Origin of the sequence: Pantoea dispersa (genome assembly GCF_035783935.1) — a bacterium.
Classification (GTDB): Bacteria; Pseudomonadota; Gammaproteobacteria; order Enterobacterales; family Enterobacteriaceae; genus Pantoea; species Pantoea dispersa_C.
This window is the reverse complement of record NZ_JALKOV010000001.1, coordinates 327,063-346,102: the sequence shown is the minus strand read 5'-3', so window position 1 is coordinate 346,102 and position 19,040 is coordinate 327,063. Positions and strand designations below refer to the sequence as shown.

Sequence of the window (19,040 nt, the reverse complement as noted above, 5' to 3'; positions counted from 1 at the left end):
ATTTTTATGAGCGTAGTGCCTGTAGCGGATGTACTGCACGGCCGTGTCGCGGTTGACAGTGAAGTCACCGTACGTGGTTGGGTACGTACCCGAAGAGATTCCAAAGCCGGTCTTTCCTTTATCGCCGTTTATGACGGTTCCTGCTTTAATCCCGTTCAGGCCGTCGTCAATAATTCTCTGAATAATTATCAGGATGAAGTGCTGCGTCTGACCACCGGCTGTTCGGTGATCGTCACCGGTAAAGTGGTGGAGTCGCCAGGTGAAGGCCAGGCATTCGAACTGCAGGCAACGCAGGTTGAGGTCACCGGCTGGGTTGACGATCCGGATACCTATCCGATGGCGGCGAAACGTCACAGCATCGAATACCTGCGCGAAGTGGCGCACCTGCGTCCGCGCACCAACATTGTCGGTGCCGTAGCGCGCGTGCGTCATACGCTGGCGCAGGCGCTGCATCGCTTCTTCCATGAAAACGGCTATTTCTGGGTTTCCACGCCGCTGATCACCGCCTCTGACACCGAAGGTGCCGGCGAGATGTTCCGCGTCTCAACACTGGATCTGGAAAACCTGCCACGCGACCCGCAGGGCAAAGTCGATTTCGATAAAGACTTCTTTGGTAAAGAGGCCTTCCTGACCGTTTCTGGTCAGTTGAATGCCGAGACCTATGCCTGTGCGCTGTCGAAAGTGTATACCTTTGGCCCGACGTTCCGTGCCGAGAACTCCAACACCAGCCGTCACTTAGCGGAATTCTGGATGCTGGAACCGGAAGTGGCGTTCGCCACGCTGGATGATGCGGCCGCCCTGGCGGAAGCGATGCTGAAGTACGTGTTTAAAGCGGTGCTGGAAGAGCGCGCTGATGACATGGCGTTCTTTGCTGAGCGCGTGGATAAAGAAGCTATCGCCCGTCTGGAGCGCTTCATCACCACGGATTTCGCCCAGGTAGACTACACCGACGCCGTGGACATTCTGCTGAAAAGCGGCCAGACCTTCGAGAACCCGGTTTCCTGGGGCGTGGATCTCTCTTCTGAGCATGAGCGTTACCTGGCAGAGAAACACTTCAAAGCGCCGGTGGTGGTGAAGAACTATCCAAAAGACATCAAAGCGTTCTACATGCGCATGAATGATGACGGCAAAACCGTGGCCGCGATGGACGTGCTGGCGCCGGGCATCGGCGAAATCATCGGCGGCTCGCAGCGTGAAGAGCGTCTTGATGTACTGGATGCCCGCCTCGCCGAAATGGGCCTGAATAAAGAAGATTACTGGTGGTATCGTGATCTGCGTCGCTATGGCACCGTGCCCCATGCCGGCTTTGGTTTAGGTTTCGAACGTTTGATCGCCTATGTCACCGGCGTACAAAATGTAAGGGACGTTATCCCGTTCCCACGTACCCCGCGTAACGCGAATTTCTAAGATTTAAGATTAAATATAAGAAATTCATATATATATCGAGGTCGGCTCTGCCGGCCTTTTTTTATTTTTGTAAATTTTGAGATATCTCACAAAGTTCCCGATATTTTACAAATTGTAATACAATTTTGCTTTTTGATACGTAATTGCGAGAATTGAATCATTTTCGGGCTAGAATTAGCAACCCCGTGATGGAAAGATGCGTGCAGACACAGGAGACATCAAACTTCTTTCAAGGTTCCCGTAAAGGTTTCTTGACGGCAGTGGCAGATGTCCAAATAACTCCAATGAGGGTAATAAATAATGATGAAGCGCAACATTCTTGCAGTGGTTATCCCTGCTCTGTTAGCTGCCGGCGCAGCAAACGCAGCAGAAATCTATAATAAAGACGGCAACAAACTGGACCTCTACGGTAAAGTTGATGCGCGCCATCAGTTCTCTGATGACTCAAGCTCAGACGGCGACAAATCTTACGTTCGTTTCGGCTTCAAGGGTGAAACTCAGATTACCGACCAGCTGACCGGTTACGGCCAGTGGGAATACAACGTACAGGCTAACGTTGCTGAATCTCAGGGCACTTCTGGTTCTAAAACCCGTGTTGGCTTCGCCGGTCTGAAATTTGCTGATGCAGGCTCCTTCGACTACGGCCGTAACTACGGCGTTCTGTACGACGCAATGTCTTACACTGACCAGCTGCCAGTATTCGGTGACGATACCCTGTATCAGGACAACGACAACTTCATGGCCGGTCGTTCTAACGGCCTGGCGACTTACCGCAACAGCAACTTCTTCGGTCTGGTTGACGGTCTGGCATTCGCTGTTCAGTATCAGGGCAAAAACGAAGGTCGCGGTCCACGTTATGACAACGGTGACGGCTGGGGTACCTCTCTGTCCTATGACACTGGTATGGGCATCAGCGCAGTGGGTGCATACTTCTCTTCAGATCGTACCAATCAGCAGCAGCTGGATGGCAACGGTGAGAAAGCAGATGCATACGGTTTCGGTCTGAAATACGACGCCAACAACGTCTACCTGGCTGCCTTCTATGGTGAGTCTCGTAACCTGACTCAATATGGCAATAACAACGACGGCACTGGCGCTACCGGCCCTGACTTCAACTTCGCTGCCAACAAAGCGCAGGCTTTCGAAGTGGTTGCTCAGTACCAGTTCGACTTCGGTCTGCGTCCATCCATCGCTTACCTGCAGTCTAAAGGCAAGGACCTGAACGGCGCGACTGGCCACGGTTCAACCTTCGCTGGCGGCGATGCTGACCTGGTTAAATATATCGAAATCGGTACCTACTACTACTTCAACAAAAACATGTCCACCTACGTTGACTACAAAATCAACCTGCTGGACGACAACGACTTCACCCGCGCTACCGGTACTTCTACCGACGACGTGGTTGGCGTTGGCCTGGTTTACCAGTTCTAATCTGCCGATTCGAACTGCGTAACACCTCAGAAACGGAGCCTTCGGGCTCCGTTTTGCATTTCAGTGATCGGGCTCCCGATTAGCGCCATTACTTTATACGCCACAGTTATTTCTTTTTTATGTCAGCGGTTGGCAAGCGTTGCGTCTGACGTTAACCTGATAGCTCATTTTGCTAAAGTTCACCCAAACGGAACTGACTCATGTTTGAATCAATCTCTGCCGCACCAGCCGATCCTATTCTGGGACTGGCTGACCTGTTTCGCGCCGACGACCGCCCGAATAAAATCAACCTTGGCATTGGTGTCTACAAAGATGAAACCGGTAAAACACCGGTGCTGACCAGTGTTAAAAAAGCTGAGCAGTATCTGCTGGAAAATGAAACCACCAAAAACTACCTCAGCATTGATGGTCTGGCTGATTTCGCGCGCTGCACGCAGGAACTGCTGTTTGGCAAAGAGAACGCGCTGATTAGCGCTGGCCGCGCCTGCACTGCGCAAACGCCGGGCGGTACCGGAGCACTGCGCGTCGCCGCGGATTTCCTCGCTACGCAAACCAACGTCAAACGCGTCTGGGTGAGCAATCCCAGCTGGCCGAACCACAAAAACGTGTTCAACGCTGCCGGTCTGGAAGTGTGTGATTACCAGTATTACGATGCGGCGACCCACAGCCTTGACTTCGACGGCATGCTGGCATCACTGCAGGAAGCGCAGGCGGGCGACGTGGTGCTGTTCCACGGCTGCTGCCATAACCCGACCGGTATCGATCCAACGGCCGATCAGTGGCAACAGCTGGCGCAGCTGTCGCTGGAGAAAGGCTGGCTGCCGCTGTTCGACTTCGCCTATCAGGGCTTCGCGCGCGGTCTGGATGAAGATGCTGAAGGCCTGCGCATTTTCGCAGCGTCCCATCAGGAACTGATTGTCGCCAGCTCCTACTCGAAGAACTTTGGTCTCTACAACGAGCGTGTCGGTGCGCTGACGCTGGTGGCGGCAACAGCCGACGTGGCGAAGACAGCATTCAGCCAGGTGAAATACAGCATCCGCGCCAACTACTCTAACCCGCCGTCACACGGTGCTGCCGTGGTCGCCACCATTCTCGGTAACGACGCGCTGCGTACCATCTGGGTGCAGGAGCTGACCGACATGCGCCAGCGCATTCAGCGCATGCGCCAGCTGTTTGTGAATACCCTGGCGGAGAAAGGCGCACAGCGTGATTTCAGCTTCATTATCAAACAGAACGGCATGTTCTCGTTCAGCGGCCTGACCAAAGATCAGGTAGTGCGTCTGCGCGAAGAGTTTGGCGTGTACGCGGTGAATTCCGGTCGCGTTAACGTGGCAGGCATGACGCCGGATAATATGTCGGCGCTGTGTGAAGCGATAGTCGCCGTGCTGTAACCAACGAAAAATGGGCCTGTTGGCCCATTTTTTTATTGCAGGAAAGGGTTGCTGACGCGCTCGTGGCCAAGAGTGGAAATCGGACCGTGGCCCGGCACAAACGTCACATCATCGCCCAGTGGCAGAAGTTTATCCCGGATGGCGGCAATCAGATCGCTGTGACTGCCCTGCGGAAAATCGGTGCGTCCCACGCCACCGTTAAAAATCACATCGCCTGAGATCAGCAGACGGCCAGCACGGTCAAAAAATACGATATGGCCTGGCGTATGACCCGGGCAGTGCAGTATTTCCAGCGTCACGTTGCCCAGCTGTACCGTTTCGCCCTCTTCCAGCCAGCGATCTGGCGTCAGCGGCGCGCACTCCGGCAAACCAAACATCCGGCTTTGAGTAGGCAGGTTATCCAGCCAGAAGGCATCGGCTGGCTGCGGCCCGACGATCGGCACCTGATAGTGCTGCGCCAGTTCCGCAGCGGCACCGACGTGATCGAGATGACCGTGAGTCAGCAGAATTTGCGACGGCGTTAACCCCCGCTCCGCCAGCACGGCAATAATGGTTTCGGCATCGCCGCCGGGATCAACCAGCGCAGCCTGTTGCGTCTCGTCATCCCAGATAACGGAACAGTTCTGTGAAAAGGCGGTGACCGGAATAATCAGGTAATTCATAGCGCTCCATGACCGACACACGCAGCGCTGCCGGTATCAGGACCAGTGCCTTGCAGGCCCGGTATCAATGTGTACGAAGTTGCTGCGCGGGTAATATCCTACACCACCGGCGCGCATAGATAACGCCGCTTTGCGAACATTGCTGAGAGAAATGCCCTCAATGTGGAAATCCATCGCCTGCCCTTTGGTGTGATAGCTGTGTTTGGCCACGCCAGGGCCCGATTCACGCAGCATATTATTGGTTGCCAGCGTACGGTAGCCGGAGATCAGCTGCACCGGTTTACGCGTATTGAGCAGCGTCTGCAGACGATACAGCTGGTCAAACAGATGGGGATCGATGTGCTTAACCTGATTAGCGCGGTAATCGCGGAAGAAGTGGTTTAAGCGAGCTAACTCATCCTTGTCATAACTCTTACCGTTGAAAAATTCAGTTTTGAGGGTTTCACCGGTATGCATGTTACTGAGCGTTAATACCCGGGGGCGGGAGGTGGAAACCGACGCCAGTGCTGCACCCGGCAGCAGTGACAATCCAGCCGCTGCGCCACCCAGCAGCAATAAACGACGACGTTGAGAATCAAAATTAGCCATGAAGCGGGGTTACCTAATCTAAAACGATAAAAATATGTGCAAAAAGTACACAAGGCCGAACAGTAACCGCAGCCTGGAGAGCAGTCAACCCGCAATCTGTCACAGAATGCGCAAAACCGGTCTGAAATCAATTTTTCCAGACCGGTCTTGCCATTTTCTATCAGGAAAGGATAACTGAGAAATCAACGTTTAGAGCAGCAGCTGCCCCGCTTTGGTCAACACCTGGCTGCCGGAGCGCGCCGGATTATCATAATTGTAAATATCTGTACGATACTGCGGCTGGCCGTCGTCAGCCACCCAGGCCGTAAGGTAATAGAGATTAACCGGGATGCGATGGCGGATCGGCACGTAGCGCGTATCGCCCTGTTTCAGCGTGTCGGAGATGCGACTGTCGTTCCAGCCGGCGTCCTGCAGCAGCAGATCGGCCAGCTCAGAGGCTTTATTCACGCGCACGCAGCCCGAGCTCAGCGCACGGATATCGCGCTGGAACAGGCCATGATTGGGCGTGTCATGCAGATAAATCGCGTCCGAACTCGGCATGTTGAATTTATAGCGGCCCAGCGAGTTGCTGGCACCCGGCGCCTGACGAATGCGATACGGGAAACTGGCGGCGGACACCATGTGCCAGTCAATCATCGACGGGTCGATCACTTCCGCATCGGCGCTCCAGCCTGACAGCAGCGTGTAGCCGTGCTTATACAGATAGCTCGGATCCTGCTTCACCTTCGGCACGATATCCTGGCGCACCAGTGTGGTGGGCACGTTCCACGGTGGATTGAGCACCACATTGTTGAGCGCGCTGCGCATCAGCGGCGTTTTGCGGTCCGGACGACCGACAATCACCCGCGATGACAGAATGGTATTGCCGTTGTTGTAGTAGGTCAGGGAATAGTTGGGAATATTCACCATGATGCCGTTGTGCATGTCATCCGGCAGCAGACGCAGACGCTGAATATTCAGCGCCAGCAGCGCCGCACGCATCTGCGGGGAAACATTCAGCCACTCGCGGGTGCGCGGGCCAATGGCGCCATCGTCCGCCAGTCCCTGCCAGTGCTGGAAGCGTTTGACCCCTTCCACCAGCGCGCTATCGTACACGTTATTGCTGGCTGGCGGTGTGACGGCACTGATGTTGCCGCTGGCCTGCGGTGCCTGCGCCGGCAGATCGCTGACGCTGGTGGCCGACGGGCTGACGGCCACCGGCTGATCGCTCTGGCTTACCGGCTGCGGGGCGGTCGGGACGGCATCCTCGGCTGGCGTAGGCGTAGTGCTGTGCGTGCCGGTCAGCATGCCGGTGCGCTGCAAAATTTCACGCAGCGCCGGCACATCATCGCTGATTTGCCCCGGACGCAGCGTGGCCTTGTCACGCAGCTGCGGCCACGGCCGGTTATCGGTCAGCAGCGCTTTCAGCGCGCTGTGCATCGGTGCGTACTGCGGATGCTGCGGCTGCAGCGACACCACAAAGGCGCGGCTGCCGCCGCCGTTCACCGCGTTCTGCCACTGATTAATGGCGGAGAGTGACGGCATGGTCAGCTTGTACGGCACATTGCTGTACAGCCAGGTTTCGCCCTGAGTCGGCACATTCGCGACAAACTGCAGATAGCCGAGCATGGCGTCGCTCAGTACCACGTCCCGCGCAAAGCCTTTGATATCCGGATTGGTGAGCAACTCTACCCAGCGGGTAAACTGCGGCTGCACGCCGGAGAGCGCCACTTCTGCCAGCTGCTGCTGGAAAGCCTGCACGGCGTCACGGTCCTGCCACAGCGGTGCCATATTGCGCGCGGCATAGATGCCGGCGAGGCCAGGCAAATAAAAAGGTCGTTCGCTGGGGCTCAATGCCTGCAGAATGTGCTGCTGGCTGGCAGCCACGGATAGCGTACCGTGCGCAGTGTCCGGCAGCGCGCTGACGCTGGCCGCCTGGCTGATCGCCAGCGGTGTCGCCATCAGTGACAAACTGAGTGCTATTGCAGCACGTTTAATTCTGCTCTTATTGTCCAGCAACATCCCTGCCCCCTTCTTACCCAAGACACAGCATCCTGAAAACGCCGTGTACCGCCTTACTCTTATGGTTGAGTATAAAATAAAAAACGGCATCCGCCTCGCAGGGCCGATGCCGTTTACAGATTAACCGCAGCATAAAATTTTAACCAGATATGCCGCTAGCTATTTTCGGTTGCCACGCCCGCTGCGGGATTTTCCAGTTTCGCCGGCGTCGGATCGGCGGAGAAACCGCGCAGACCGACCACGTGGACGTGCTCCGTATTGTTAAAGACTTTACGTACCAGTTTATAGGTAGTGCCTTTTTCCGGGCTGATATTCTCCGGCGCGGCGATCACCAGCTGCATTTCCAGACGCTCGCACAGTTCGAACAGCGTGGCGATGGAGCGCGCATCAAGACGTGCGGCTTCATCGAGGAACAGCAGGCGACATGGCGAAATGTCTTTGCCGCGCAGACGTCGTGACTCCTCTTCCCAGCTCTGCACCACCATCACCAGAATCGACATGCCGGTACCGATCGCTTCACCGGTCGACAGCGCTCCACTTTCGGCGCGCAGCCAGCCGTCGGAACCGCGGTTAACTTCCACTTCCATCTCAAGGTAGTTGCGGTAGTCAAGCAGCTCTTCACCGATGGTCTGCGCCGTACGCTGTCCCATATCGATCTGCGGGTTGAGACGCTGATACAGCTTCGCCAGCGCTTCCGAGAACGTCAGGCGATTGCTGGTGAACAGATCCTGATGCTGCTCATGCTCTTCCGACAGCGTATCCAGCAGCATGGCGTGCGTTTCGCGCACGTTGACATTGAGCCGCACGCTGCGCACCTGACCAAAGCTCACCGCCTGCAAGCCCTGGTTCAGCTGGCGAATACGGTTCTGCTCGCGCTGAATGGTTTTGCGGATGATATTGGCGGCGCTGCGCGAGCTGATCGCCAGCGTCTGCTCACGCGCCGTCAGCTCTTCGGTCAGACGGTTCAGCTCAATCTCCATCTGTTCGATGGCTTCGACCGGGTCATCGGTGCGGATAATATCCTGACGGATACGCTCACGCAGATGCTGGTAGACAGCGATAAAGAACTGAATCTTGCGCTCCGGCCGTTTTGGATCTTCCGACATGCGCAGCACATCGCGCAGGTGTTCATTATCCGCCACCGCCAGACGCAGCGCACCCAGCGCCTTATCCGACATTGAGCGCAGCTCGTCGCCGCTCAGGTAAGCCAGTTCGCGGCGATGCAGACGACGCTCGACGCCGTTCTCTTTCACCAGCCGCAGCACAGTGCACCAGCCCGCTTTGGCGCTGACCACCTGCTCACGCATCAGATGGTAATCGCGCTCCAGCTTACGCAGTTTCTTCTGCAGGCCATCCATCTCGGCCTCGCAGAAGGTGAGCTGTTTCTCCAGCTGATTACGACGCGCACGGTTGTGGCTGAGCGCCGTATACAGCTCGTCACGCCGGCTGCGCGCACGCTCCTCGGCGCTGGCATCGGCGTGCACGCCAATATCCAGCATCTCCTGCTGCAGCTCTTTCAGCATGTCGCGCTTGGCATCATACGAACTCTTCAGCGACGCCAGCACCTGGGAATATTGTGTCAGCTGCGCCTGATGCTCACGCAGGCGTTCGCGTGCGCGGCTACGCTCACCTTCCGCCTGATCCAGACGCTGGCGCAGTTTCTCGTTGAGATCGCTGTTACCGGTCAGCATGCCGGCAGAATCTTCATAGCTGAAATGCGCGCGGCGCTGCACCACTTCGGTCAGGGCAAACGCCTGCTGACGGGCTTCGCGCTGCTGCTGCTGCGCCTGCTGATAATCACGCGTCAGCTGTTCGTGCTGCTGCGGATCGCTCTGCAGTACCGCCACCAGCGGTTCCAGCTTGCTGAGTTTCGCACCGTGCTGATGCAGGAAGCGCGCGGCTTCCTGGGCTTCTTCTACCCGCTCGCGAATCTCTTCGCAACGATCGGCCAGCGAGTCATCCAGCAGCAGATTGACGCGTGGCAGCAGGCGGTTGAGCTGCGCCACGCCCTCTTTTGCCTGCTCAAACTGGGCACGCTGCTGCTGGTTGTCGCTCTCGTGCTGCGCCAGCGCGCGCTCCAGCTCGCCACGACGGCTATTGAGCTGGCGCATCTGCGCTTCCGGATCGTCGTCGAAGGCCACCGCCAGGTGACTGCCGATAAAGCGACTGAAGGATTGATGCAGGCGCTGGGTTTTCTGTACGTCAAACGACAGTGTGGCGAAACGCTCGGCCAGCTGGTCACGTTCATTGTGCAGCAGCTCCAGCTGATTTTCCCGCGCTGCGCGGCCAAACAGCGGTATTTTCGGGAAGCGTGAATAGCGCCACTGACGTTCAGCGACTTTCACCACCACCGCGTTTTCCAGCTCGTCGACGCTAAACACGCTGTCATCAAACGACTGCGGATCGCCCTCAATCAGATAGAGATCTTCCGGACACTCTTCGAGGCCGTCGAGCATCTCGCGCACCAGCGACAGATCCGGCACCACAATCGCGTGACGTGACGGACCGTACAGCGCCGAGAAGTACGGTGCATCATCCAGCGTGACGTCATCGTAAATTTCTGACAGCAGTACGCCGCCAAACCGTTCTGCCAGCTGCGTCAGACGTGCATCTTCAGCGCCGCCTGGCTGGCTGAGCCGCTCAATCTGCTGCTCCACCTCGCGTTTGCGCGCCGCGACTTCGTCACGCTCGACGGTGGTTTCACGCTCGCGCTCCAGCAGCTGCTGCATATATTCGGTGATCTGCTGGCTGCTGCTCAGCGTCTGGCCGGTCTGCTCGCTCAGTTGGGTGAGAATCTCCTGCGCCGCCAGCCAGTGCGGTGCCCGCGCGGTCAGCGCGGTAATGCGCTCGCGCAGCTGCTCCAGCTCCTGGCGCATCAGCATGCGGCGTTCACCGGCGTCGGCCACGCTTTCGTTCAGCTGCTCAATCTGCGCTTCCAGCTCACGCTGCAGGCCTTCGAGCGCGTCAGCGTCATACTGCTGGCCCTGACGTTTGCAGAAGTCGGCCAGCAGACGTTCGGCGTCATGCTGCTCGCGCAGGCGGGTTTCCAGTTCGTTGAGACGCAGACGCAGCGAAGAGAGCTGTTCGGCATGATGGCGCTGATTAGCGGCATCGCGCAGCAATTCGCGCCCGACCTGCCACGCATCCTGCCGGCTTACCTCGCCGGCAATGCTGGTAACCAGCGCCAGCGCCTGTTCAAACTGGCTGTGCGCCGCTTCCGCCACGCTGAGTTTCTGCTCCAGGCGCAGCAGCCGTTCGGTGGCCTCTTCTTCGCGCGCCTGGAAGGTTTCCTGCCACTCTGCGGCGTTATCAATGGTGAGGTCCGGCAGCTGACACTGCGCCCGCGCTTTTTCCAGCGCCTGCAGCGCCTGCTGATACTGAATGGCGCGGGTTTGCTGCACGTCGAGCGCCTGCTGGAAATCGGCCAGCTGGCTTTTCAGTTCATCGACTTCAATTTCCGCCGCTTCAGCACGCGCTTCGTTCTCTTCCTGCACCTCACGCGCTTCGGCCACCACTTCGTTCTGCTCTTCGAGGCGGTAGGTCAGCTCTTCCAGATCGGCATCGTAACGCGCGATCTTCTCCTGCTGACGCATCGCCGTCTGGACCAGATTAAGGTGATCGCTCGCCGCCTGATAATCGGTTTCCAGATCGCTCTCTGCACCGTTGTGCTCAGAAAGTTCGCGCGCCATTTCGATGTGACGATACTGTTCCGACGCCAGCTGATTGCGGCTGGTGAATAGCTCGTTACGCAGCTGCAGCGCACCGTCGAGATGGATGCGCCGCTCGTTGGCATGGCGCATGTAGTCGGCAGAAACGTAGCTGGTGGCTTCCGAAATCAGATGCTTAAACAGATCGCGGTCCGACTGGGTGACGCGAATCGCTTCCAGCGTCATGCGGTTTTCGCGCAGCGCCGCTTCCATATCCTGGAACGCCTTACGCACGCCGCCGTTTTCCGGCAGCAGGTAATCGCGCAGTGAGCGGGTAATGGCGCTGGAGATACCGCCATACAGCGAGGCTTCGATCAGACGATAGAATTTGCTGCGATCGCCGGCGGTGCGCAGGCGACGCGGCACCACGCCGAGCTCAAACATCATGGCGTGGTAGTCGGTGACCGAGCTGAACTGGCGGAACTGCACGCCCTCCTGCGCTTCGACCCGCTCCTTCACCTCCGCCAGCGGCAGCACGCGCGCCTGACGGCTGCCGAGAATTTCGGTCAGCATATCGGTTGGCAGCGTATCGGTCGGCAGGCCGTGAATACTGAACGGTTTGATATCGACTTTCTTATCGCGTCCAGCCACCTGCTGCAGACGCACGCCAGCCACCACGCGCTGATGGCGCGAGTTGACCACGTCCAGCACCGCATAGCAGACGCCCGCACGCAATTTGCCGTGCAGGCCCTTGTCGCGCGAGCCGGATGTGGCACCGGCTTCGGTGGTATTACGGAAATGCAGCAGGGTTAAGTCCGGAATCAGTGCCGTAACAAACGCCGCCATGGTGGTCGATTTACCGGCACCGTTACCGCCGGACAGCGTGGTGACCAGCTCATCCAGATCAAAGGTGCGGGCAAAGAAACCGTTCCAGTTGATCAGCGTGAGCGATCGAAATTTACCGCGTTCAATCATGCCTGTTCATCCTCCGCGTGCTCGCTCGCGTCGTTTTCGCTGTCATTGTCTGCATCGTCGTTATCACTGGCGACCGGCGCGCTCTCCAGCGTCATCGCTTCACCGTCACGGATCAGGCGCAGCTGCGCCTCACGCGCGTCGTCACCGCTGCGCACATCGGCGCCAAAGCGGAACACCGACTCCATAATGCGGAACTTGCTGCTGTCGTTGCCCATAAACCACACCATGCCAAGACGGCGCAGGCGGCTGAGCGAGGCGCGCATTTTCTCCTGCAGTTTGGCGCGGTCCAGGTCCGATCCGGTGGAGCGCTGGTTAACCAGCTTCAGCAGCTTGCTTTCATCGGCCAGCGACAGCAGCTCGTCGTACAGCTCCTGCTGGGTGAAAATGCCCTCGTTGGCCAGCCGCTCCGGACTCAGGTAGAGATAACAGAGAATTTTACCCACCATCATGTCGAGCTCGGACAGCACCGAGCGCGGGATCAGCGTGGTTGAGCGCGGACGCAGATAGAAAAAACCTTCCGGTGCGCGGATCAACTCAACGTTATAGCGCGCATAAAACTCTTCTAAAAACGGCTGGTAATCCATCAGGAACGCGTGATTATCCAGCTCTTCAATACCAATGTGGCGGCCGGCGCGTAACTGGCTATCGAGCGCGGGAAAAATCGGGTTTGCCAGTGCCAGCGCCAGTTTGACCGGCATCACTTGTTCAATATTTGTCGATGACATGTGCCTGCACCTTGGCTCCGTAATCATTAATGGTCTGCCATTCCGCAGGCAGACCGGCTAAATCGGCTTCGGCCACGCCGAGTCGCACCGCCTGATCGATGACGATGCGCGCGAGGTCGAAGTGGCGCGCGCGCGGGTACTGCGCCAGATAGTCGCGCATCACCGTGGCGAGATGCAGCGGCTTCTGCTGCTGCTTGTAAATCTGCAGCGCTTCTTCAATCATCGCCGCCAGCTGCTCGCGGATTTCGTTAAACTCTTCGTACTCCATCTCCGGCGGCAGCTCGCCCATCACCTCGTCGTTACGCAGCGTCATCTCTTCATCGCGCATGTCATACAGACGGTCGGCATTGGCGTAGGTCAGCGCCCACGGCTGATCGAAATAGTTCTGCACCGACTGGCGTAAACGCTGCGCGAAAACGCGGTTTTTATCCATGTCGATGGCGGTACGAATAAATTTGTGCACGTGGCGGTCGTAACCGATCCACAGGTCGATGGCCTGCTGGCCCCAGCTGATAATGCGATCGAGCTTGTTTTGCAGGTCAAACACCAGTTTGTCGACAAAGCCGAGATCCGGGCTGCTCAGCGTGGCGTCCTGAATACGCAGCAGGTTAGCCTGCAGCTTGTCGCCTGCCGCTTCCAGCGTATCCTGCAGTTCACGCAGCGTGCCGGAAGTTTCCGACAGCAGCAGCTCACAGCTGGAGATGGCCGCACGCCAGTCTTTGTTCAGCAGATCGGCGATATCACTTTTTACCGCCTGCTGCTGTTCGTCCATCAGGCGCTGCGTCATGTCGATGCTATCGAAGATCTCCGCCACCGAATATTTCAGCGGCGCAAAGACGTTGCGGTGCCAGTGAAACTCGTCGCCATCTTCCTCGGCGGCGTCAGCCGCGCGCTTCAGCTCCTGTGCCACGATTGACAGCTGCATTGACAGGCGCAGCGTGGAAAATTCGCGCTGGCGGATGTAATAGTCGGTGATGCCGATCGCCAGTGGCGTCAGACGATAGATGGCGTGCCCTTCGGTCAGCTCGCTGGTAAAGCGGTTAAGCAGACGCTGACGCACCATGTCGTTGATGGCGTTGTTGGCACGGACCTGCACGGTTTCGTGGGTTTGTTCAAACGCTTTGCTGACGTGACGAAAGGCGTCAATCAGCTCACCTTCACTCATCTCGCCGTCCATGCGCTCCCCGTTGAGGGTGGCGATGGCCAGCAAAAACGCCAGACGTTCTACCGGCAGCGCAAGGGAAAAGTCATTCTTGCGCGCCCATGCCACCAGTTCGGGGACCGTCTGGGAAAATTCGCTCATAGTTGATCCTTTTACCTGGGTTTGCGCGCAGTCACATGGATATAGCGCCCTAAACTCAAAAAGGGCTCCTGACGACAGTAGCGCCGTTCCATCTCAATAATTTCCTCAAAGCTCTTCCCGGCGCCGGGCTGCGGCTTCATGTAGTCACTGAACACGCGGATACCGGCTCGCTGCTCGGTGATAAATCCGCACTGCGTCAGCCAGCGCTGCACGTCTTCGGGATCGCGGGGGAAATCCGGCGACAGCGTGCGTTTTTTGCGCTTGTTCATGTTGGCGCGCAGATAGCCGAAATTGCCGAGCGTCAGGGTGCGGAACGTCAGGCCGTGCGCATTGTAAAACATCAGCGACAGCACGCCGCCGGGTTTCAGCGTGTGCCACAGCGCCTGCAGCACCGCCAGCGGATCCGCCACCCACTCAAGCACAGCGTGAAACAATACCAGATCCACCGGCTTATCCAAATGTTCGCCAACCTGCTGTGCGCTAATTTGTTTGAATTGCATGTTGTGGCTCACACCCGCGCTGTGCGCATGGTCGGCGGCCAGCCGCAGCATCTCGCCCGACAGGTCGCACAGCACGACCTGATGCCCCTGCGCAGCCAGGCCGCTGGAGATCTGTCCGACGCCGCCCCCGGCATCCAGCACCGTCAGCGGGCCGGCTGGCAGCGTCGGCAGAATGGCGTTCAGTTCATCCCAGATGATCGCCTGGCGCACCTGGCCTTTACGGGTGCCATAAATGTTTTGCGAGAATTTATCCGCCAGATCGTCAAAGTTACGATCCTGCATGGTGATGGCTCCGCTTGGCTGCATTCAACTTGTGCTATTTTGTCACAGGCTCAACAAGAATGAACCTTTCATGCCGCAGTAACTGTCTGGCTGCTGTTTTTTCGGACAAAAGGAGACGTTTTCGATGTTTTTTGCCTTAAAAAAATGGATTGGCGCGATGCTATTGCCTTTGCCATTGCTGTTAACGCTTATGGCGGCAGGACTTTTGCTGCTCTGGTTCAGTCGCTGGCAAAAAAGCGGCAAAATCCTTATCTCATTTAGCTGGCTGATGCTGTTACTGCTGAGTCTGCAGCCGGTGGCCGACCGCCTGCTGGCGCCGCTGGAAAACCAGTATGTCACGTGGAACGGCAGCGAACCGGTGGATTACATCGTGGTGCTGGGCGGGGGTTACACCTATAACCGGCAGTGGGCACCGAGTTCCAATCTGCTGAACAACAGCCTGCCGCGCGTAACCGAAGGCGTCCGTCAGTGGCGACGCTATCCGCAGGCGAAGATGATCTTCACCGGCGCCGCTGCGGGCTATAACCCGCGCAGTAACGCCAGCGTTGCCGCCGACGTGGCGCGCAGCCTGGGCGTGCCCGACGATGCCATCATCGTGCTGGATCAACCGCATGACACCGGCGAGGAAGCGCTGGCAGTGAAACAGACCATCGGACAGCATCCGTTTCTGCTGGTCACTTCTGCCAACCATCTGCCGCGCGCCATGCATTTTTTCCAGAGCGCCGGCCTGAATCCGCTTCCGGCACCGTCCAACCAGCTGGCCATTACCTCGCCGATTAGCGTCTGGGATCGCACGCTGCCCTCACCGCTGTGGCTTAGCCACAGTCAGCGTGCGGTGTATGAAACGCTGGGCCTGATCTGGCAGCGGCTGCGCGGCAGCGGTGCGCATTCAGCCGAGCCAGGGGAGTAGCTGCGCGCGGGCATAGTCAAAGCGCGGACGGTCGAACTGTCCGCTGCTGACCAGCGTATCGACACAATCCCACAGCTGATACAACCAGCGCCGCCAGAGGAAACCCTCATCCACCGGCGCGCGCTGTAAATAGTGCTGCAGCAGCGATGCTTCAGCCCCGTTTTCCGCCAGGCGCATCAGCTCATATTCGCGCGGTGCCCATAAAAGGGTGCCCGGCTGCATCATCGCCACCAGCTGGTCGCTGCGCGGATCTTTTAGCATGCTGGCCAGACGCAGATTACCGTGTACCAGCACGCACGGATCGTCAAAGCCGGCAAACAGCTGCGTTAGCTGCGCGCGGCTGCGAAACAGAATCTGGCGATCGGCGAGGGTAAACGCGGGAGGTGACAGATAGCTCAGCGTCGACCACAGCACTTCCACCCGCTGGCGATACCACGCCGGCCAGCGATTCTCCTGCACGCTGTCGACGCTGCCAACCAGCCCGTGGCTGTCAATGCGGTGCCACGCCAGCAGCCCTTCGACAATCTGTTCACACAGCTGCTCCCAGCGCGCTGCCGTGCGCGCCGGCGCTTCGGCCGACACGCCGTTTACGCGCGCCATCAACAGCATTTCATGCGCCGGCGGTTGCTGGCTTGAGACGAGGCCGTAAACCGTGGGCAGCGTAATCAGCCCTTCGTGCGCCAGCATGGTGAGTTTTTTCGCTTCGAGCGCGGCGCGTCCCTGATGACGAAAATATTTCGCCACCAGCGGCATCGGCTTACCGTGGTCATCATAGAGGGCGTAAAGACGCGATTGTGCCTGTTCGCTGATGGTTTCCAGCCGGCTCACGCCTTCGCCCAGCACCAGCGCCAGTTCTGCACGGAGTTGTTCCATAGAAGGGTCCTCCGGAGATAACTCATTACACCATCCTGGAGGTCACGGCGGCGCAAGACTTAGCGCCAGATCAAACTTTGCGGCCAGCCGGGTCGCTGGCCGCTGACGATCAGGCCTGCATTGCCGCACGCACGCGCAGCAGATCGTCCGGCGTATCCACGCCAACGCTCGGCACGGTCGCCGCTACCGCCACGTGAATTTTTTCGCCGTACCACAGCACGCGCAGCTGTTCCAGCAACTCGATCTGCTCTAACGCACAGGGTTGCCATGCCACATAGCGACGGATGAAACCGGCGCGATAGGCATAAATACCGATGTGGCGCAGCAGCGTGTCGCCAATCTGCTCACGCGACTGCGCGTAACGCTCGCGATCCCACGGAATGGTCGCGCGGGAAAAATAGAGTGCATAGCCGCTGGCATCGGTAACCACTTTTACCGCATTGGGGTTAAACGCCTCTTCAGCCTCGCGAATCGGCACCGCCAGCGTCGCCATGCCGGCATCCGCCTGTGCCAGGTTGTCCGCCACCTGACGCACGATCTCCGCCGGAATCATCGGCTCGTCGCCCTGCACGTTGACGATGATGGTGTCATCAGCAAACTGATACTTTTCAATCACCTCAGCCAGACGCTCGGTGCCGGACTGGTGATCGGCGCGCGTCATGCACACTTCACCACCGGCAGCGGTCACTGCCGCCGCCACGTCGGGATGATCGGTAGCCACAATCACCCGCCCGGCACCCGATTCCCGCGCACGCTCCATCACGTGCACCACCATCGGTTTACCGTGAATATCCAGCAGCGGTTTGCCCGGCAGGCGCGTGGAAGCATAGCGCGCCGGAATAATCGCCACGAAACTCATGGATGAATCTCTTCAACAGACAGCGTACGCGCTTCCACTTCCAGCAGCACCGGGATGCCGTCACGCACCGGGAATGCCAGACCGTCGGGTTTGCAGATCAATTCCTGCTGCTCTTTGTTGTAATACAGTTTTCCGTTGCAGACCGGACAGGCCACAATCTCAAGTAAACGGTGATCCATACTTTTCTCCTTTCAGGACCGATACGTCAGACGATTAGCATACCATAGCGCAACTGACGGCGGCGCGCCGCCATCCGCTTATACGCTGATGCGCCAGCGCGCTGACCAGGCGGCCCGCAGCGCGTCAGGCGCGTTTTCCAGCACCACTTCACTGGCACCCTGCCAGGCGGCAAAGCGATTGATGGCTTTTTGCACATCAGTGAGCAACGGCTGGCTCAGGCGTACACCGGGCTCCAGCCAGAAGGCCCGCAGGATTAAGCGCTGCGCCTGGCGATCCATTTTGGCATCCACGCGCCCCTTCAGTACGCCGCGATGCAGCAGCGGCAGGACAAAATAGCCATATTTACGCTTGTGCTCTGGCGTATAGCACTCAATGCGGTAGTCAAAATTAAACAACTCAAGCGCGCGACGACGATCCCATACCACCGGATCAAACGGTGACAGCAGCGCGCTGTGCGTGGCGGCCTGCGGCTGCGCCAGCTGCGGCAATAGCGAATGATGCAGCCACATCTCGCCCAGTTGCTCAACCTCGACGCGCTGAATTATCCCCTGCTCAGCGGCCTGCGCCAGCCAGGGCGCAATGGGCGCGCGTTTCAGCCGGTAGTAATCGGCCAGCCAGCTGGCGCGGAAAATGCCGAGGCTGCGGGCGCTGTGCTCCAGCATCTGCATCACCGCCTCGCTTTCGCTCAGCGCATGCTGCTCGTCGCGCCAGTGCGGCATCACCCGACTACGCAGATCGTAGACGCGCTGGAAATTACGCCGCTCAACGACCATCAGTTCACCGGCGCTAAACAGGTTCTCCAGGTGACGCTTGTGCGGCTTCCACGCCCACCAGCCGGGTTTAGTATGCTTGTCGCTGGCAAAATCAGCGGCGCGCACCGGACCGGTGGCGGCTATATGTTGCAGCAGCTCAGCGATCTCCTGCTGATGCTGATCCACCCATTGCTGATTGTATTTCCAGCCCAGGCGCTGCGGTGCCAGCATGCGGTGACGCAGCAGCGGATAATCTTCAGAGGGGATAAAACAGGCTTCATGCGCCCAGTATTCAAACAGTTCACCCGCAGCCAGCGTCTGTTCCAGCCATTCAGGAGGAAAAGCGCCCAGCCGGCTGAACAGCACCAGATACGGACTGCGCGCGACCACGTTAATGGTATCGATTTGCAGCAGCGACATCTGCCGCACACAGGCATAAAGATCGGCAAAACGCGCCTGACGGCGCGGAGGGCGCAGCAGTCCCTGCGCGGAGAGGTGCAGATTGCGGGCGGTTTGCAGCGAGAGGGATTGCGTGTTGGTCATAACGTCGTCCC

The 19,040-nt window shown here is 58.3% G+C and carries 15 protein-coding genes; 4 read left to right on the top strand and 11 right to left on the bottom strand.

The features are described 5' to 3' along the window. Window positions 1-6: 6 nt before the first annotated feature. The 3 genes from asnS to MXF20_RS01645 all read left to right on the top strand — a co-directional run bounded on the left by asnS (window position 7) and on the right by MXF20_RS01645 (window position 4,229). The gene (asnS, locus tag MXF20_RS01655; RefSeq protein ID WP_325967285.1) at window positions 7-1,407 is read left to right on the top strand and encodes an asparagine--tRNA ligase; all 1,401 of its coding nucleotides are present in this window, start codon (window positions 7-9) and stop codon (window positions 1,405-1,407) included. Window positions 1,408-1,707: 300 nt separating this feature from the next. Continuing rightward, complete coding sequence (gene ompC / locus MXF20_RS01650; protein ID WP_104186977.1) at window positions 1,708-2,838, top strand: porin OmpC; 1,131 nt, start codon at window positions 1,708-1,710, stop codon at window positions 2,836-2,838. A gap of 200 nt (window positions 2,839-3,038) precedes the next feature. Continuing rightward, complete coding sequence (locus MXF20_RS01645) at window positions 3,039-4,229, top strand: amino acid aminotransferase (protein WP_021508330.1); 1,191 nt, start codon at window positions 3,039-3,041, stop codon at window positions 4,227-4,229. A 32-nt stretch (window positions 4,230-4,261) separates the two neighbouring features. On the opposite strand, the gene MXF20_RS01640 is transcribed toward MXF20_RS01645, so the two are convergent. The 7 genes from MXF20_RS01640 to cmoM all read right to left on the bottom strand — a co-directional run bounded on the left by MXF20_RS01640 (window position 4,262) and on the right by cmoM (window position 14,912). Next, window positions 4,262-4,891: an MBL fold metallo-hydrolase gene (locus MXF20_RS01640; RefSeq protein WP_325967283.1), complete on the bottom strand. Its 630-nt coding sequence runs from the start codon at window positions 4,889-4,891 to the stop codon at window positions 4,262-4,264. A gap of 36 nt (window positions 4,892-4,927) precedes the next feature. Next, window positions 4,928-5,479, bottom strand: a complete 552-nt coding sequence (locus MXF20_RS01635) for a YcbK family protein (RefSeq protein ID WP_031279855.1) — start codon at window positions 5,477-5,479, stop codon at window positions 4,928-4,930. A gap of 189 nt (window positions 5,480-5,668) precedes the next feature. Beyond that, window positions 5,669-7,480, bottom strand: a complete 1,812-nt coding sequence (ldtD, locus tag MXF20_RS01630; RefSeq protein ID WP_418936822.1) for a L,D-transpeptidase — start codon at window positions 7,478-7,480, stop codon at window positions 5,669-5,671. A 155-nt stretch (window positions 7,481-7,635) separates the two neighbouring features. After that, complete coding sequence (mukB, locus tag MXF20_RS01625) at window positions 7,636-12,102, bottom strand: chromosome partition protein MukB (RefSeq protein WP_325967279.1); 4,467 nt, start codon at window positions 12,100-12,102, stop codon at window positions 7,636-7,638. Then, window positions 12,099-12,827, bottom strand: a complete 729-nt coding sequence (gene mukE / locus MXF20_RS01620; protein ID WP_325967278.1) for a chromosome partition protein MukE — start codon at window positions 12,825-12,827, stop codon at window positions 12,099-12,101. Before mukE ends, mukB begins: the two co-directional genes overlap by 4 nt. Beyond that, window positions 12,808-14,130, bottom strand: coding sequence for a chromosome partition protein MukF (gene mukF / locus MXF20_RS01615; RefSeq protein ID WP_058757757.1), 1,323 nt, complete (start codon window positions 14,128-14,130; stop codon window positions 12,808-12,810). Before mukF ends, mukE begins: the two co-directional genes overlap by 20 nt. 11 nt (window positions 14,131-14,141) lie before the next feature. After that, complete coding sequence (gene cmoM, locus MXF20_RS01610) at window positions 14,142-14,912, bottom strand: tRNA uridine 5-oxyacetic acid(34) methyltransferase CmoM (RefSeq protein WP_325967277.1); 771 nt, start codon at window positions 14,910-14,912, stop codon at window positions 14,142-14,144. A gap of 124 nt (window positions 14,913-15,036) precedes the next feature. On the opposite strand from cmoM, the gene elyC reads away from it, so the two are divergent. Further along, entirely contained in the window at window positions 15,037-15,822 is a 786-nt protein-coding gene (gene elyC / locus MXF20_RS01605) for an envelope biogenesis factor ElyC (RefSeq protein WP_325967275.1), read from the top strand. Here elyC and MXF20_RS01600 read toward each other — a convergent pair. The 4 genes from MXF20_RS01600 to MXF20_RS01585 form a co-directional block, all read right to left on the bottom strand. Then, window positions 15,802-16,695: a YcbJ family phosphotransferase gene (locus MXF20_RS01600; protein ID WP_325967274.1), complete on the bottom strand. Its 894-nt coding sequence runs from the start codon at window positions 16,693-16,695 to the stop codon at window positions 15,802-15,804. The genes elyC and MXF20_RS01600 overlap by 21 nt on opposite strands. 109 nt (window positions 16,696-16,804) lie before the next feature. After that, window positions 16,805-17,554, bottom strand: coding sequence for a 3-deoxy-manno-octulosonate cytidylyltransferase (gene kdsB / locus MXF20_RS01595; RefSeq protein ID WP_325967273.1), 750 nt, complete (start codon window positions 17,552-17,554; stop codon window positions 16,805-16,807). Next, window positions 17,551-17,733 carry a Trm112 family protein gene (locus tag MXF20_RS01590; RefSeq protein ID WP_010618270.1) on the bottom strand — a complete coding sequence of 61 codons (183 nt, stop codon included), beginning with the start codon at window positions 17,731-17,733 and terminating at the stop codon, window positions 17,551-17,553. Before MXF20_RS01590 ends, kdsB begins: the two co-directional genes overlap by 4 nt. A gap of 78 nt (window positions 17,734-17,811) precedes the next feature. Further along, window positions 17,812-19,029 (bottom strand): winged helix-turn-helix domain-containing protein, encoded by a 1,218-nt coding sequence (locus MXF20_RS01585; RefSeq protein ID WP_325967270.1) that lies wholly within the window; start codon window positions 19,027-19,029, stop codon window positions 17,812-17,814. Window positions 19,030-19,040 lie beyond the last annotated feature (11 nt).

Bases quoted from the DNA above. Each gene is read 5' to 3' on its own strand.
- ldtD (WP_418936822.1), bottom strand. From the start codon at position 7,480: ATGTTGCTGGACAATAAGAGCAGAATTAAACGTGCTGCAATAGCACTC.
- MXF20_RS01645 (WP_021508330.1), top strand. From the start codon at position 3,039: ATGTTTGAATCAATCTCTGCCGCACCAGCCGATCCTATTCTGGGACTG.
- mukB (WP_325967279.1), bottom strand. From the start codon at position 12,102: ATGATTGAACGCGGTAAATTTCGATCGCTCACGCTGATCAACTGGAAC.
- MXF20_RS01600 (WP_325967274.1), bottom strand. From the start codon at position 16,695: ATGGAACAACTCCGTGCAGAACTGGCGCTGGTGCTGGGCGAAGGCGTG.
- cmoM (WP_325967277.1), bottom strand. From the start codon at position 14,912: ATGCAGGATCGTAACTTTGACGATCTGGCGGATAAATTCTCGCAAAAC.
- mukF (WP_058757757.1), bottom strand. From the start codon at position 14,130: ATGAGCGAATTTTCCCAGACGGTCCCCGAACTGGTGGCATGGGCGCGC.
- kdsB (WP_325967273.1), bottom strand. From the start codon at position 17,554: ATGAGTTTCGTGGCGATTATTCCGGCGCGCTATGCTTCCACGCGCCTG.
- MXF20_RS01590 (WP_010618270.1), bottom strand. From the start codon at position 17,733: ATGGATCACCGTTTACTTGAGATTGTGGCCTGTCCGGTCTGCAACGGA.
- mukE (WP_325967278.1), bottom strand. From the start codon at position 12,827: ATGTCATCGACAAATATTGAACAAGTGATGCCGGTCAAACTGGCGCTG.
- MXF20_RS01640 (WP_325967283.1), bottom strand. From the start codon at position 4,891: ATGAATTACCTGATTATTCCGGTCACCGCCTTTTCACAGAACTGTTCC.
- MXF20_RS01585 (WP_325967270.1), bottom strand. From the start codon at position 19,029: ATGACCAACACGCAATCCCTCTCGCTGCAAACCGCCCGCAATCTGCAC.
- elyC (WP_325967275.1), top strand. From the start codon at position 15,037: ATGTTTTTTGCCTTAAAAAAATGGATTGGCGCGATGCTATTGCCTTTG.
- MXF20_RS01635 (WP_031279855.1), bottom strand. From the start codon at position 5,479: ATGGCTAATTTTGATTCTCAACGTCGTCGTTTATTGCTGCTGGGTGGC.
- asnS (WP_325967285.1), top strand. From the start codon at position 7: ATGAGCGTAGTGCCTGTAGCGGATGTACTGCACGGCCGTGTCGCGGTT.
- ompC (WP_104186977.1), top strand. From the start codon at position 1,708: ATGATGAAGCGCAACATTCTTGCAGTGGTTATCCCTGCTCTGTTAGCT.